Source organism: Pseudomonas sp. AC355 (assembly GCF_979258205.1).
In genome coordinates this window covers 2,648,111-2,661,490 of record NZ_OZ409843.1, presented here as the reverse complement: position 1 = coordinate 2,661,490, position 13,380 = coordinate 2,648,111, and the positions used below count along the sequence as shown (strand labels likewise).

General features: G+C 64.0%; 13 protein-coding genes. 9 read left to right on the top strand and 4 right to left on the bottom strand.

Annotation, left to right across the window (positions count from 1 at the left end; genetic code table 11):
- Positions 1 to 4: 4 nt before the first annotated feature.
- The 3 genes from ACZ0AI_RS12575 to ACZ0AI_RS12565 all read right to left on the bottom strand — a co-directional run bounded on the left by ACZ0AI_RS12575 (position 5) and on the right by ACZ0AI_RS12565 (position 1,784).
- Positions 5 to 664 carry a DedA family protein gene (locus ACZ0AI_RS12575; protein ID WP_463562195.1) on the bottom strand — a complete coding sequence of 220 codons (660 nt, stop codon included), beginning with the start codon at positions 662 to 664 and terminating at the stop codon, positions 5 to 7.
- A 194-nt stretch (positions 665 to 858) separates the two neighbouring features.
- Positions 859 to 1,302, bottom strand: a complete 444-nt coding sequence (locus tag ACZ0AI_RS12570; protein WP_463562194.1) for a hypothetical protein — start codon at positions 1,300 to 1,302, stop codon at positions 859 to 861.
- 119 nt (positions 1,303 to 1,421) lie between these two features.
- The gene (locus tag ACZ0AI_RS12565; protein ID WP_463562193.1) at positions 1,422 to 1,784 is read right to left on the bottom strand and encodes an RcnB family protein; all 363 of its coding nucleotides are present in this window, start codon (positions 1,782 to 1,784) and stop codon (positions 1,422 to 1,424) included.
- A 219-nt stretch (positions 1,785 to 2,003) separates the two neighbouring features.
- On the opposite strand from ACZ0AI_RS12565, the gene ACZ0AI_RS12560 reads away from it, so the two are divergent.
- From ACZ0AI_RS12560 to ACZ0AI_RS12520, 9 genes are all read left to right on the top strand, one after another.
- Positions 2,004 to 2,393, top strand: a complete 390-nt coding sequence (locus ACZ0AI_RS12560; RefSeq protein ID WP_463562192.1) for a DUF3592 domain-containing protein — start codon at positions 2,004 to 2,006, stop codon at positions 2,391 to 2,393.
- 268 nt (positions 2,394 to 2,661) lie between these two features.
- Positions 2,662 to 3,225 (top strand): antibiotic biosynthesis monooxygenase, encoded by a 564-nt coding sequence (locus ACZ0AI_RS12555; RefSeq protein ID WP_463562191.1) that lies wholly within the window; start codon positions 2,662 to 2,664, stop codon positions 3,223 to 3,225.
- A 37-nt stretch (positions 3,226 to 3,262) separates the two neighbouring features.
- On the top strand, positions 3,263 to 4,081 hold the full coding sequence (locus tag ACZ0AI_RS12550) for an alpha/beta fold hydrolase (protein ID WP_463562190.1): 819 nt from the start codon (positions 3,263 to 3,265) through the stop codon (positions 4,079 to 4,081).
- Between the two features lie 148 nt (positions 4,082 to 4,229).
- Positions 4,230 to 6,071: an amidohydrolase gene (locus ACZ0AI_RS12545; RefSeq protein WP_463565933.1), complete on the top strand. Its 1,842-nt coding sequence runs from the start codon at positions 4,230 to 4,232 to the stop codon at positions 6,069 to 6,071.
- 700 nt (positions 6,072 to 6,771) lie between these two features.
- Positions 6,772 to 8,424 carry an MFS transporter gene (locus ACZ0AI_RS12540; RefSeq protein ID WP_463562189.1) on the top strand — a complete coding sequence of 551 codons (1,653 nt, stop codon included), beginning with the start codon at positions 6,772 to 6,774 and terminating at the stop codon, positions 8,422 to 8,424.
- Positions 8,421 to 9,047, top strand: coding sequence for an isochorismate family cysteine hydrolase YcaC (ycaC, locus tag ACZ0AI_RS12535; protein ID WP_225838612.1), 627 nt, complete (start codon positions 8,421 to 8,423; stop codon positions 9,045 to 9,047). Before ACZ0AI_RS12540 ends, ycaC begins: the two co-directional genes overlap by 4 nt.
- A 52-nt stretch (positions 9,048 to 9,099) precedes the next feature.
- Positions 9,100 to 10,002 (top strand): LysR family transcriptional regulator, encoded by a 903-nt coding sequence (locus ACZ0AI_RS12530; protein ID WP_463562188.1) that lies wholly within the window; start codon positions 9,100 to 9,102, stop codon positions 10,000 to 10,002.
- A gap of 167 nt (positions 10,003 to 10,169) precedes the next feature.
- Entirely contained in the window at positions 10,170 to 11,126 is a 957-nt protein-coding gene (locus tag ACZ0AI_RS12525) for a GlxA family transcriptional regulator (RefSeq protein ID WP_463562187.1), read from the top strand.
- Positions 11,127 to 11,411: 285 nt separating this feature from the next.
- Complete coding sequence (locus tag ACZ0AI_RS12520; RefSeq protein WP_463562186.1) at positions 11,412 to 12,857, top strand: ATP-binding protein; 1,446 nt, start codon at positions 11,412 to 11,414, stop codon at positions 12,855 to 12,857.
- On the opposite strand, the gene ACZ0AI_RS12515 is transcribed toward ACZ0AI_RS12520, so the two are convergent.
- Positions 12,854 to 13,285: a helix-turn-helix domain-containing protein gene (locus ACZ0AI_RS12515; RefSeq protein WP_463562185.1), complete on the bottom strand. Its 432-nt coding sequence runs from the start codon at positions 13,283 to 13,285 to the stop codon at positions 12,854 to 12,856. The genes ACZ0AI_RS12520 and ACZ0AI_RS12515 overlap by 4 nt on opposite strands.
- Between the last annotated feature and the right edge of the window lie 95 nt (positions 13,286 to 13,380).

Sequence of the window (13,380 nt, the reverse complement as noted above, 5' to 3'; positions counted from 1 at the left end):
CCGGTTACGGCGTCTGCACACGGGGCGAACGGTTCATCTTGTGGCGGATCAGTTGGATCACGCCCGGCAGGATCGAGACCACGATGATGCCGATGATCAAGTAATGCAGATTGCTCTGCACCGCCGGCAGGTTGCCGAAGAAGTAGCCGCCGTAGGTAAACAGGGTCACCCAGAGAATCGCCCCGACCACATTGTAGGCGGCGAAGTGGGCGTAGTTCATGCGGCCCATGCCGGCGACGAAGGGCGCGAAGGTACGCACGATGGGCACGAAGCGCGCGAGGATGATGGTCTTGCCGCCGTGCCGTGCGTAGAAGTTCTGGGTGACTTCCAGGTGGCTGCGGCGAAAGATTTTCGAGTCCGGGTTGCTGAACAGCTTTTGGCCCATGAAGCGGCCGATGGTGTAGTTCAGTGCGTCGCCGAGGATCGCCGCGGTGATTAGCAACAGCACCAGCAGGTGCACGTTCATGGTGCCGTGCACGGCGATGGCGCCGGCCACGAACAGCAGCGAGTCGCCTGGCAGGAAGGGGGTGACCACCAGGCCGGTTTCGCAAAAAATGATCAGAAACAGGATCGCGTAGATCCAGGTGCCGTATTGGGCGGTCAGGGCCGCCAGGTGCTGGTCGATATGCAGGATGAAATCGATAACCAGGTGAATGAATTCCATCGAGGGCTCCAACGATATGCGCGGCCCGGCGCGTTCAGGGGCGGGCTGCTTGGGGGCGGCATTATGCTCGCGTCAGCGTGCAAAGGCGCGTGCTACAAGGGTTCAGGCAGTCGTTTGAGCCGTGCTTAGCACAAGCGTTCCGTCGAATAGGGGCGCGGCGACGAAAGACTAGGAAGTAGGGAGGGGCGCAGCAATCAGCGGCGCTGGGGCGCGGTAATGTGCAACTCGGTGTTTTGTGCTTCTTTGGCCGGTACGGCGAGTGATTCGCTGCCCGTTGCATCCTGCAAGGCACGCTGTTTGGCATTGGCCGCCATCTTCTCGGACCAGGCGAACTGCAAGTCGCGGTACTGAGGTGCCACAGCCGCGCTGTTCAGGCGTGCCTGATCCTGCCAAAACGCAGCGTCGCCACGCCACCATGGATCTTCACCCACAGCAGGTGCTTCGACAGTGATCGGCGTCGTGCGCGCAGTAATGTTTGGCACTGCGATGGTTTGCGGCGCCGCCGGCTGTGGCTCAGGGCGCAGCATGGCGAACAGAAGCGCCCCTCCATAGGCCAACACAGCGCCTACGGCTACAGCCGCGGCACCCAGCATCAGCTCGTTGCGCGGGCTGTAAGCTTTACTAAAATGAGCTTTCATCATCCATCTCTAGAAGAGAAAAGGCCGACACGTACGCATGGCGGAAACGTTCGTGAATAATAGCCACTTCCGCGCAGCTAATAAGCTTTTTTGCGTATCGGCATGCTGCGCTAGAGCGGTTACTTGGCCTTGATGATGCGCTGGATAGTACCGGTATCTTTGTTCAGCAACACGTAGTCGGTACCGATCTTCACCCAGTGCTCCTGATCCTTGTCTTCCGGCTCCGGCAGGTCGTGCTTTTTCAGATCCTTGATGGCGTAATCGTCACGCCAGTATTTGTGTGGCGCGGGGGTACCTTCCTTGAGATCGCCGATGTGCATCGGATCCTTGGCTTGCGGGTCTTCCTGATCAGGTTGCTGCTTGAGCACCTGCTCCTGATAGACCTCACGGGCCGGCTCCTGCTCTGCCGGATCGGCCGCGTGGGCAAGGCCGGCGACCATCAAAGTGCCAAGCAAAACGCTGAGGGTAGGCGTGGTTTTCATCGGTGACTCTCCTTAATCCGTGTCCATGATTATGGACAGGAGGAGGTTGCAGAAAACTCAACCTAAATTTTCAGGTGCCGTCTGCGGCCGGATATTTCAGCCGTGCGGTGTTACATACGACAAGAGGGAGGTCATACAACCGCCGAACGGTGCTGTTTCTCCATGAACCTTCGCTGCGGTAGTGCGCCTATTGTTGACGTTCAGCTATTCGAGTCAATCATGCCTGTTTCCGTGTTTCTCGCCCTGGTCTTCGGTTGTGTCGGTGCTGTGCTGGTGGGTATTGGCATGTCCCGTCGCCGCGCCAGCAAGGATTGGCTACAGGTTCAGGGGCGAATCATCGCCAGCGAGTGGGGGCTCAATACCTCGAGTCGCTATCCGCGTTTCGAATGGCGCGACGAACACGGCAAGCTGCACATGCACGAGAGCAGCATGAGCAGCTGGCGCCACTACCGCAAAGGCGATGCGGTAGCGGTGCGCTACGATCCGGCCTTCCCCAAGCGCGCGGTGATCGACACCCCGGTACAGCGTGGCGCCTCGTTCTTCTGGCTGGGCGTGCTGCTGTTGAGCATCGCCGGTCTGTTCCTGCTCGTCGAGCTGGTGCTGCAGTAACCACTCCCTCCGGCCGATCCCCTCGGCCTGCGACGATTCAGCACATACGTCCAATCGATAAGCCGACCCCGGCGGCATAGTGGCTGCACGGTCGTCGTGCGCCTGAGCGCCCGTCACTTGTCACGTCGCTGGCCCTTGCATGGCCATGCGTTTCGTCGATTTCGCTACGGGAGATGCCCTTGAAGCCGTTGCTCCGCGCGTCGTCATCCGCCTTCGAGCGTCTCAGTGCGTGGCTTGGCTGCGTGTATCTGGCAGGAGGCCGGTGATCATGACTGCCGTTCAACCCAGCGACGTGGTGACCTTGGTCATCCAGCACAAGGTGCGCCCCGGTCATGTGCCGGCCTATGAGGCCTGGCTCAAGCGTGCCCTGACGGCCGCCGAGCAGCAGAGTGGTCACCTGGGCGTGAACGTGATCCGTTCGGACGGCCAGAGCGACACCTTCACCACCGTCCTGCGTTTTGCCGAAAGCTGGCAGCTGGATGAGTGGATCGCCTCCGACCGCCGGCGCCTGCTGATCGACGAGGTATTGCCACTGCTCGAAGGCGGCGACCAGACCCAGGTCAGCCGCGATCATGAATTCTGGTTCACCCCCGAACACGCCCAGGCGCCGCAGCCACCGAAGTGGAAGCAGGCGGTACTGACCTATCTGGTCATCTGCCCGCTGACCATGCTCATCCCGCAATTGTGGCTGCCGTTGTTCCAGCAGTACCCGGCCCTGGGTGGAGTGGTAGCGAGCAACCTGCTGATCACCCTGTGCATCGTCGTGCCGGTGGTGTTCTGGATTATGCCGGTGGTCACCCGCTGCTGCGCGGGTTGGCTGAGCGCCCGTTGATTTCCCCATCCATTGCGATACCCGAGAGGACACGCCCATGAGCACTTTCACGACCCGCGACGGCACCGAGATCTATTTCAAGGATTGGGGCAGCGGCAAGCCCGTGCTGTTCAGTCATGGCTGGCCGCTGGACGCGGACATGTGGGAATACCAGATGGAGTACCTGAGCAACCGCGGCTATCGCACCATCGCCTTCGACCGCCGTGGTTTCGGGCGCTCCAGCCAGCCGTGGACAGGCTACGACTACGACACCTTCGCCGACGACATCCATGAACTGATCGAGCACCTTGACCTGCGTGAGGTGACTATGGTCGGTTTCTCCATGGGCGGCGGCGACGTCAGCCGTTACATCGGTCGCCACGGTACGTCGCGGGTCGCCAAGCTGGCGCTGCTCGGTGCGGTCACGCCGATCTTCGGCAAGGCAGCGGATTTTTCCGAGGGTGTCGATGAGTCGGTATTCGCCGGCATCAAGGCCGGTCTGCTCAAGGATCGCGCGCAGTTCATCGCCGATTTCGCCACGCCTTTCTATGGCATCGACAAGGGCCAGCAGGTCTCTGATGGCGTGCTCAGCCAGACCCTCAATATCGCCCTGCTGGCATCGCTCAAGGGCACCGTGGATTGCGTCACCGCATTCTCGCAAACCGACTTCCGTGCCGACCTGGCCAAGGTCGATGTGCCGACCCTGGTGATTCACGGCGACGCCGACGCCATCGTGCCGTTCGAGACCACCGGCCGGCTTGCTGCGCAGATGATCGAAGGCTCCGAGCTGAAGGTGTACGAGGGCGCGCCCCACGGTTTCGCCGTGACCCACCAGCAACGCCTCAACGAAGACCTGCTGGCCTTCGTGTCCCGCTGATCACCCGGAGCGCCCAGCCATGACTTCAGATCCCAAAGATCCCAAGCGCCGCCAGGTCGTCGCTGCCGGCAGCCTGCTTGGCGCCGCTGGCGCGCTCTGGTCTGCCTTACCTTTCGCCGGTCGCGCCGGCTACGCATTCGGAGCGAACATGAACGACGCTGACCTGATCCTGCTCAACGGTAAATTCCACACCGTCGACCCCGAGCGGCCGCACGCCACTGCAGTCGCCATCAAGAACGGTCGCTTCATCGCCGTGGGTAGCGACGCCGAAGCCATGGCCACCAAGGGCGCAGGCAGCAAGGTCATCGACCTGAACAAGCGCACCGCGATTCCCGGCCTCAACGACTCGCACCTGCACCTGATTCGTGGTGGCCTGAACTACAACCTGGAGCTGCGCTGGGAGGGCGTGCCGTCCCTGGCCGATGCCCTGCGCATGCTCAAGAACCAGGCAGACCGCACCCCCACGCCGCAGTGGGTACGCGTGGTTGGCGGCTGGAACGAATTCCAGTTCGCTGAAAAGCGCATGCCGACCCTGGCCGAGATCAACCGGGCGGCGCCGGACACCCCGGTGTTCCTGCTGCACCTCTACGACCGTGCCTTGCTCAACCGCGCCGCACTGCGTGTGGTCGGCTACACCAAGGACACGCCGAACCCGCCCGGTGGCGAGATCCAGCGTGACAGTAACGGCGACCCGACCGGCATGCTGATCGCCCGCCCTAACGCCATGATCCTCTACTCGACGCTGTCGAAGGGGCCTGCGCTGCCTCTGGAATATCAGGTCAATTCGACGCGGCAGTTCATGCGCGAACTCAACCGCCTGGGCCTGACCAGCGCCATCGATGCCGGCGGCGGTTACCAGAACTACCCGGACGACTACCAGGTGATTCAGCAACTGGCCGACTCCGACCAGCTCACCGTGCGCATCGCCTACAACCTGTTCACCCAGAAGCCCAAGGAAGAACTGGCCGACTTCCAGAAATGGACGAAGACCGTCACCTACGGCCAGGGCACCGACTACTTCCGCCACAACGGCGCGGGCGAGATGCTGGCGTTCTCCGCTGCCGACTTCGAAGATTTCCTCGAACCGCGCCCGGATCTTCCGGCCGGCATGGAGGCCGATCTCGAACCGGTGGTGCGCCACCTGGTCGAGCACCGCTGGCCGTTCCGCCTGCACGCCACCTATGACGAATCCATCTCGCGCATGCTCGACGTGTTCGAGAAGGTCAACCGCGACATCCCGTTCAACGGCTTGCCGTGGTTCTTCGACCATGCGGAAACCATCACCCCGCGCAACATCGAGCGGGTTCGGGCACTGGGTGGCGGCATCGCCATCCAGCACCGCATGGCCTTCCAGGGCGAGTACTTCGTCGACCGCTACGGCGCCAAGGCCGCCGAAGCCACGCCGCCGATCAAACGCATGCTCGCCGAAGGCGTGCCGGTCGGTGCCGGTACCGACGCCACCCGCGTGGCCAGCTACAACCCCTGGACATCGCTGTACTGGCTGGTCAGCGGCAAGACCGTGGGCGGCACCGCGCTGTATCCCGAAGGCTTGTCTCGCGCCGTTGCGCTGCAACTGTTCACCCAGGGCAGCGCCTGGTTCTCCAGCGAGCAGGGCAAGAAAGGCCAGATCAAGGTCGGGCAACTGGCCGACGTGGCGGTGCTCTCGGCGGATTACTTCAGCGTGACCGAAGAAGCCATCAAGCACCTCGAGTCGGTTCTTACCGTGGTTGGCGGCAAGGTCGTCTACGGTGCGGGTGAGTTCGACACGCTCGGCATTCCGCCGCTGCCGGTACTGCCGGAATGGTCGCCGGTGGCCAAGGTGCCTGGGCACTGGAAGCCGTCCGCACCGCTGCAAGCCGCCGTGCACCAGTGCATCGGCTCTTGCGCGGTACACGCCCACAGCCATGAGCGGGCGCGGCAGAGCAAGGTGCCAATCAGCGACTACGCCGGCTTCTGGGGCGCCTTCGGCTGCTCGTGCTTCGCGTTCTGACGCCTTCCACCTGATCGCACTGCGATCGGCAGGTAGTGGTGCGCGCCGTAGGGTGGATCGGGGCGCGTAGCCGACGCTTTTTTCATCCACCACACGCTCGCGGCTCCGGTGGATGGGTGAGGCGTCACCCACCCTACTGGGTTTGTAGGAGCTGGCTTGCCCACGAAAGCGGTCGTGGGTTTCAAGCAGGCGTCGCGGCTGAAATCGCTTCGCCGGCAAGCCGGCTCCTACGGGGCTGACGTCTGCACTGCAGCGCCTTGTGGTGGATGACGATTGTTCATCCACCACGCTATCGAGGTTCCGGTGGATGGGTGAAGCGTCATCCACTCTACGGAGTTGTAGGAGCGGGCTTGCCCGCGAAAGCGCTGGTGGGTTTCACGCAGGCGTCGCGGCTGAAATCGCTTCGCCGGCAAGCCGGCTCCTACGGGAGCTGGCGTCTGCACTGCAGCGCCTTGTGGTGGATGACGATTGTTCATCCACCACGCTATCGAGGTTCCGGTGGATGGGTGAAGCGTCATCCACCCTACAGAGTTGTAGGAGCGGGCTTGCCCGCGAAAGCGCTGGTGGGTTTCACGCAGGCGTCGCGGCTGAAATCGCTTCGCCGGCAAGCCGGCTCCTACGGGGGCTGACGTCTCCACCGCAGGCACACGCATTTTTTCAACGAACACCGATCGTCATTGTGCGGTTTACGAGAGCAGCCATGGAAAGCGTCATCAAACAAACACCCGCCAGCCCCTGGAGCCCGTTGCGCAGCCGCGTGTTTCGCTGGTTGTGGCTGGCCAGCATCGCTTCGAACATCGGCACCTGGATGCACGAGGTGGGTGCTGGCTGGCTGATGACCTCGCTGTCGGCCAGCCCGCTGGCGGTGGCTATGGTGCAAGTGGCGGCGGCCTTGCCGATGTTCTTTCTGGCACTGCCCGCTGGCGCCCTGGCGGACATCGTCGACAAGCGTCGCTACCTGCTCACCGTGCAGTTGTGGATGGCCAGCGTGGCGGTGCTGCTCGCCAGCCTGACGCTGCTCGACCTGATGAACGTGCCGCTGCTGCTCCTGCTGACCCTGGCCATGGGCATCGGCACCGCGCTGATGATGCCGGCCTGGTCGGCACTCACCCCGGAGCTGGTCGGCAAGGATGAACTGCCGGCCGCGGTGGCGCTGTCCAGCCTGGGCATGAACGTGGCGCGGGCCATCGGGCCGGCCATCGCCGGGATTCTGGTCAGCCTCAGTGGCCCCTGGCTGACCTTCGCCCTCAACGCCGTGTCGTTCTTCGCGGTAATCGCCGCGCTGTACGCCTGGAAACGCACGCCTATGGTGAGCATCCTACCGGCCGAGCGGCTGTTCGGTGCGGTGCGCCTCGGCGTGCGTTATGCGCGCAGTGCCAAGCCGCTGCAGGCGGTACTGGTGCGTACGCTGGCGTTCTTTGTCGGCGCCAGTGCCGGCATGTCGTTGCTGCCTCTGCTGGTGCGTCGCGAGCTGCAGGGTACGGCGGTGGATTTCGGCATCCTGCTCGGCTGCGTGGGCATTGGCGCCATCGCCGGGGCGATGTTCCTGCCCAAGCTGCGCGAGCGGCTGCGCAGCGATGTAATCGTCGCCGCTGCCAGTGTCGCCTATGCCGTGGTGCTGTTCGGCCTGGCCTTTATCCGCGATTTCAGCCTGCTGCTTCCGGTGATGCTGGTCAGCGGCGCCGCCTGGATTTGCGTGCTGTCGAATCTGCAGGTGGCCGCGCAGACTTCAGTGCCGAGCTGGGTACGGGCCCGGGCGCTGGCGGTATACATCCTGGTGTTCTTCGGCTGCAGCGCGCTGGGCGGCATCGTCTGGGGTTCGCTGGCCAGTGAGTTTTCGCTGACCGTCGCGCTGGCTGGCGGCGGCGCAATGCTGCTGCTCGGCGTGCTGCTGTCCTGGCGTTTCCACCTGCCGGTCACCGCCGCCGAAGACCTGGCGCCTTCCGTGCACTGGCCCGCGCCGGTACTCAGCGCCGATATGGATCGCGAGCGCGGCCCGGTGATGGTCACCCTTGAGTACGACATCCCCGCCGAGCACGCCGCCGCGTTCAGTGAGGCCATGCTTGCCGTGCGCGCCATGCGCCGGCGCAACGGCGCGCTGTCCTGGGGCCTGCTGCAGGACAGCGAGAACCCGCAGCTCTGGCAGGAATTCTTCTTCGATGCGTCCTGGCTCGAGCACCTGCGCCACCACGGCCGCGTCACCGTCGCCGAGCAGCGCATCGAAGCCAACGCCCGGCAGTACCAGCGCGACGGCGTCGCCGTGCGCATTCGCCACCTGCTTGGCGTACCCATACCGCGCGCCCCGCAAACCCCTTTATCAAACACCCCTAACGCAACAGGAGTATCACCATGACCGTTCCCTACAAGCGCCTCAACAAAGATGACGCCGTCGTTCTGCTGGTCGACCACCAGGCTGGCCTGATCTCCCTGGTTCAGGACTTCAGCCCCAGCGACTTCAAGAACAACGTGCTGGCCCTGGCCAACTGCGCCAAGTTCTTCAACCTGCCGACCATTCTCACCACCAGCTTCGAGCAAGGCCCCAACGGCCCGCTGGTTCCCGAGCTGAAAGAACTGTTCCCGGACGCGCCGTACATCGCCCGCCCTGGCCAGATCAATGCCTGGGACAACGAAGATTTCGTCAAGGCAGTCAAGGCCACCGGCAAGAAGCAGATCATCATTGCCGGCGTGGTGACCGACGTCTGCGTGGCGTTCCCGACCCTCTCGGCCATTGCCGAAGGCTTCGACGTGTTCGTGGTCACCGATGCATCCGGCACCTTCGACAAGACCGTGCAGCAAGCTGCCTGGAACCGCATGAGCGCTTCCGGTGCACAACTGCTGAACTGGTTCTCCGTGGCCTGTGAGCTGCATCGCGACTGGCGCAACGATATCGAAGGCCTGGGCGCGCTGCTGTCCAACCACATCCCCAACTACCGCAACCTGATGACCAGCTATTTCACGCTGACCGCCAACAAGTGATGACATCCGGCCGCGGTGCTCGAGCACTGCGGTCGGCTTCTGGAGCACCTCTTTGAACCGTACCGATCTTCGCAAAGTCGACTTGCACCTGCTGGTCGTGTTCGAAAGCCTGATGCACGAGCGCAACCTCACGCGTACGGCGGAGAAGCTGTACCTCGGCCAGCCGGCGATCAGCGCGTCGCTGACCCGTCTGCGCGACTATTTCAACGACCCGCTGCTGGTTCGCAACGGCCGCGAGATGGAGCCCACGCCCCGTGCCCTGGAAATCTTCCGGCGCCTGCCAACGGCGCTGGATGGCATTTCCCAGGCGATCAGCGAAGTGAGGGACTTCGACCCGAGCAGCAGCACCGCGGTGTTTCGCATCGGCATGTCAGACGATGTCGAGTGCGGCCTGCTCCCGCAACTGCTCGCCCACCTGCGCCAACAGGCGCCCGATTGCGTACTGGTGGTACGCAACGCCAACTTCCTGCTGCTGCCGGGGCTGCTCGCTACGGGCGAGGTGTCCATCGGCATCAGCTACACCACGCAGTTGCCGGCCAACGCCAAGTGCCGCAGCCTGCGCGACATCCGTGCCATGGTCATCCGCGCCGCTGACGGCTCGCCGCCGCTGAGCCTGGACGACTACTGCGCGCGGCCCCACGCCCTGGTGTCGATGTCCGGCGACCTGTGCGGCAACATCGACCAGGATCTGGCGCGCCTCGATCGCTCGCGCAAGATCGCCCTGGCGGTACCGCACTTCAATGGCCTCGGTGCGCTGCTGCGCAACTCGGACATGATCGCCACTATCCCCGACTACGCCGCCGCAGCGCTGGTGCAGGGCGGTGGGCTGGTGATGGAAGAGCCGCCGTTCGAGATCGTCCCCGCGCAACTGACCATGGTCTGGCGTGCCGCCCAGGATATGGATCCCGCCGAGCGCTGGCTGCGTGAGCAGATCCTGCGTTTCATGGGCGTCTGATTCCGCCTTTCTGGCCGCGTGCCAGCAACACTTTAGTGTTGCGTTGAGGCAGCCCTTGCGGGTCTGCCGCGCAGGCTGTCGTACCCTGATAATCGACGTACGATTACTCACCCGACACCTGCCAGACATCCACGCCTGGCCGTGTCCCTCCGTGTTTCGAGATCCGCATGCCCACCAAGACCGTGGCGATCCTGCTCTTTCCCGACGTGCTGATGCTCGACGTGGCCGGCCCTATCGAGGTGTTTTCGGTCGCCAACCGCTATCTGCCCGAGAGCGATCACTACCGCATCGTCACCCTGGGGGCGTCGTCGCTGGCCGTGCGCGCTTCCAACGGCATCGTCATGCAGGCAGACCAGTTGGCCGAAGAGGCGCCGGTCGCCTACGACACCCTGCTGGTGCCGGGCGGCCCCGGTGCCTATAACTTCAGCCACCCGCATCTGCACGCCTGGCTGCGTGACGCCGCTGCGGCGTCGCGTCGGCATGGCGCGGTGTGCACCGGCGCCTTCATCCTCGGTGAAGCCGGTTTGCTCGACGGCCATCGTGTGACCACCCATTGGCATTATCTGGATCGCCTGGCCAAGCGATATCCCAAGGCGCACCTGGAAAGCGATCAACTGTTCACCAAGGACGGCAAGCTGCTCAGCTCCGGCGGCGTAACGGCAGGTATCGATCTGGCGCTGTCGATCCTCGCCGACGATCACGGCAAGAAGCTCGCGCTGGATGTGGCCAAGGTGCTGCTGGTGGTGATCAAGCGCCAGGGCGGCCAGGCCCAGTTCAGCCCTCTATTGCCACCGACCGGGCAGGGCGCCACGCCCCTCGAGCGGGTGCAGCAGCATGTATTGGATAACATCCACGAGCCCTTCAGCGTCGAGCAACTGGCCGAGTTGGCCGCCATGAGCGTGCGCAACTTCGCCCGGGTATTCACCCGTGAACTGCAGATGACGCCCATGGATTTCGTGCTCAATGCCCGCATCGACCACGCCCGCAGCCTGCTGGAAAGCACCGACCTGCCGCTGAAGACCGTGGCTTTTCGCAGTGGTTTCGGCAGCACCCGGCACATGCGCCAGATGTTCGATAAACGCCTGGGGCTGACCCCGGTGCAGTACCGCCACCAGTTCGGCTGACCGCTGTCGGCAGGCTAGGTGAAGGCGCACCCGCTGCGGCGCTCATGCTCGCAGCCCGCCGCAATCCACCATGGGCGCCACCTCCTGGCGCTGACGAAAGCCGCGTGCCAGAGCGGTTCGCCTGTTGTCCGTGATGGGCACCTGTATGGCCGAATCGACACCCTATTACTGATGTCGCGCTGCCGGCGAACGGCGGAGAATGATTCTCTTATCACAGCAAGGAGCGGCGTATTGCCGACTGGTCGAGACCCACGGGGTTCGGCTTGGCGGGGCGCTGAAACGGTCATGCACGATCTCGACACCGGTGGCGAAGACACAGTCCTGCGTTTCGGCCGTTTCGAACTGCACCCGCAGCGTCGCCTGCTGCTCGATGGCGACCGCCCTTTGCCGATAGGCGCCCGCGCGCTGGACATCCTGCTGGTGCTGGTGGAAAGCGCCGGCAAGATCGTCAGCAAGGAGACCATCATCTCCCAAGTCTGGCCGAAGACCTTCGTCGAAGAGATCAACCTGCGCGTACACATCTCGGCTCTGCGCCGGGCACTGGGAGTCTGCCCGCAGTCGCGGGATTACATCACCAACGTGCGCCAGCGCGGCTACAGCTTCGTCGCCTACGTCGAACAGGTCAGCCAGCGTACCGGCGATCTCGACCTGCAGCCCTGCGGCGTACCGAGCCTGCCTGGGCGGCCGGTACGCATCGAGGGCCGCGATAAGCTGATCGCCGAGCTGACCCGCCGTCTGCAGAGCCGCCGGCACATCTCGCTGATCGGCCCCGGTGGCGTCGGCAAGACCACCGTTGCCCTGCGCGTTGCCCAGCAGCAGCTCGGCCACTTCCGCGACGGTGTGCGCTTCGTCGACCTGGCGATGGTCAGCGATCCGGCTCAACTACCCACCGCGCTCGTTTCGGAGCTGGGCCTCGTATTACCGCCCGGTCAGGATGCTCAGGCCTTTCTGCTCGCCACCCTGGCGGATCGTCACATGCTGGTGCTGCTGGACAACTGCGAGCACCTGATCGACGCCTGCGCCGCGCTCTGTGAAGCCCTGCTGCAGGCTGCGCCAGCGCTGCGCATTGTCGCCACCAGCCGCGAGGCCCTGCGCACCCGCGAGGAGTACGTGCAACCGCTGGCGCCGCTGGACATGCCACCGCTGGGCAGCCATTTGCGCCTGGCCGCTGCCTTGCGTTATCCCGCCGTGAAGTTGCTCGCCCGGCGCATCCGCGCACGGCAGTCGGGCTTCCGCCTGCGCGAGACCGACGTGCCGCGGGTCGTCGAACTCTGTCGGCGGCTCGACGGCCTGCCCCTGGCCATCGAACTGGCCGCAGCGCAGCTCGACGTCCAGAGCCTGGAAGGCATCCTCGCCCAGTTGGAAAACCACAGTTACCTGAGCCTGCTCGGCCGACGCACTACGCCGGCTCGCCATTCCAGCCTGATGGCCTCGCTGGACTGGAGCTACGCGTTGCTCGACGAACACCAGCGCCAATGCCTGCATGGGCTGTCGGTGTGCGACGAATACTTCACCGTGGCCGATGTGCGCAATGCGCTGGCAGGGTTGCCGATCAGCGACAGCGAGCGCTGCGGTTCACTGTCGCGGCTGGTCTCGCTGTCGCTGATTGGCCTGCGCCGCGACGGCGATCTGGTCTACTACCACATGCTCAACAGCACCCGTGCCTATGCCGCCGAGAAGCGTTGCCAGGCTGCCATCGTCTCGGCACAGGCCCTGCCTACGCCCGCTTAGCAGGCCACCTGCTGCGGCATTACCGTCATGGGGTTCGTAGCCATCTGCTGACGCTTCCAGGCCAGCGGGCTCATGCCCATGCTCTTGGCGAATACCCGGCAGAAATGCGCCTGATCGAAGAAGCCGCAGTCCATGGCGATAGCCGTCAGCGACAGCGACGATTGCAGCAGCATATCCCTGGCTTTTTCCACTCGCTGCTGGCGCAACCACACGTGGGGCGACAGGCAGGTGCTCTCCTTGAACTTGCGGGTGAAATGGCTGCGTGACAGGGCGCAGGCCTCGGCCACTTCGGCCACCGAAATACCGGCATCCAGATGATCGAGCATCAGTTGCTTGGCAACATCCTCCTGCCAGGCGGTGAGCCTGCCGATCACGGGCGCAGCCACATGGGCGACGAGGGTGGGGCGGGGCTGTGTTGCTCGATTCATGGTGATGTCCGTATTCGCTGGCAGCGCCGCAAGAGCGCGGAACTGCGCGGCGTTGCAGGGAACGCCGCGGGCTATACGGATTGTTGGAGAGCAGA

Coding starts and splice junctions, on each gene's coding strand:
- ACZ0AI_RS12525 (WP_463562187.1), top strand. CDS start 10,170: ATGCCCACCAAGACCGTGGCGATCCTGCTCTTTCCCGACGTGCTGATG.
- ACZ0AI_RS12570 (WP_463562194.1), bottom strand. CDS start 1,302: ATGAAAGCTCATTTTAGTAAAGCTTACAGCCCGCGCAACGAGCTGATG.
- ACZ0AI_RS12560 (WP_463562192.1), top strand. CDS start 2,004: ATGCCTGTTTCCGTGTTTCTCGCCCTGGTCTTCGGTTGTGTCGGTGCT.
- ACZ0AI_RS12575 (WP_463562195.1), bottom strand. CDS start 664: ATGGAATTCATTCACCTGGTTATCGATTTCATCCTGCATATCGACCAG.
- ycaC (WP_225838612.1), top strand. CDS start 8,421: ATGACCGTTCCCTACAAGCGCCTCAACAAAGATGACGCCGTCGTTCTG.
- ACZ0AI_RS12565 (WP_463562193.1), bottom strand. CDS start 1,784: ATGAAAACCACGCCTACCCTCAGCGTTTTGCTTGGCACTTTGATGGTC.
- ACZ0AI_RS12540 (WP_463562189.1), top strand. CDS start 6,772: ATGGAAAGCGTCATCAAACAAACACCCGCCAGCCCCTGGAGCCCGTTG.
- ACZ0AI_RS12550 (WP_463562190.1), top strand. CDS start 3,263: ATGAGCACTTTCACGACCCGCGACGGCACCGAGATCTATTTCAAGGAT.
- ACZ0AI_RS12545 (WP_463565933.1), top strand. CDS start 4,230: ATGAACGACGCTGACCTGATCCTGCTCAACGGTAAATTCCACACCGTC.
- ACZ0AI_RS12555 (WP_463562191.1), top strand. CDS start 2,662: ATGACTGCCGTTCAACCCAGCGACGTGGTGACCTTGGTCATCCAGCAC.
- ACZ0AI_RS12520 (WP_463562186.1), top strand. CDS start 11,412: ATGCACGATCTCGACACCGGTGGCGAAGACACAGTCCTGCGTTTCGGC.
- ACZ0AI_RS12515 (WP_463562185.1), bottom strand. CDS start 13,285: ATGAATCGAGCAACACAGCCCCGCCCCACCCTCGTCGCCCATGTGGCT.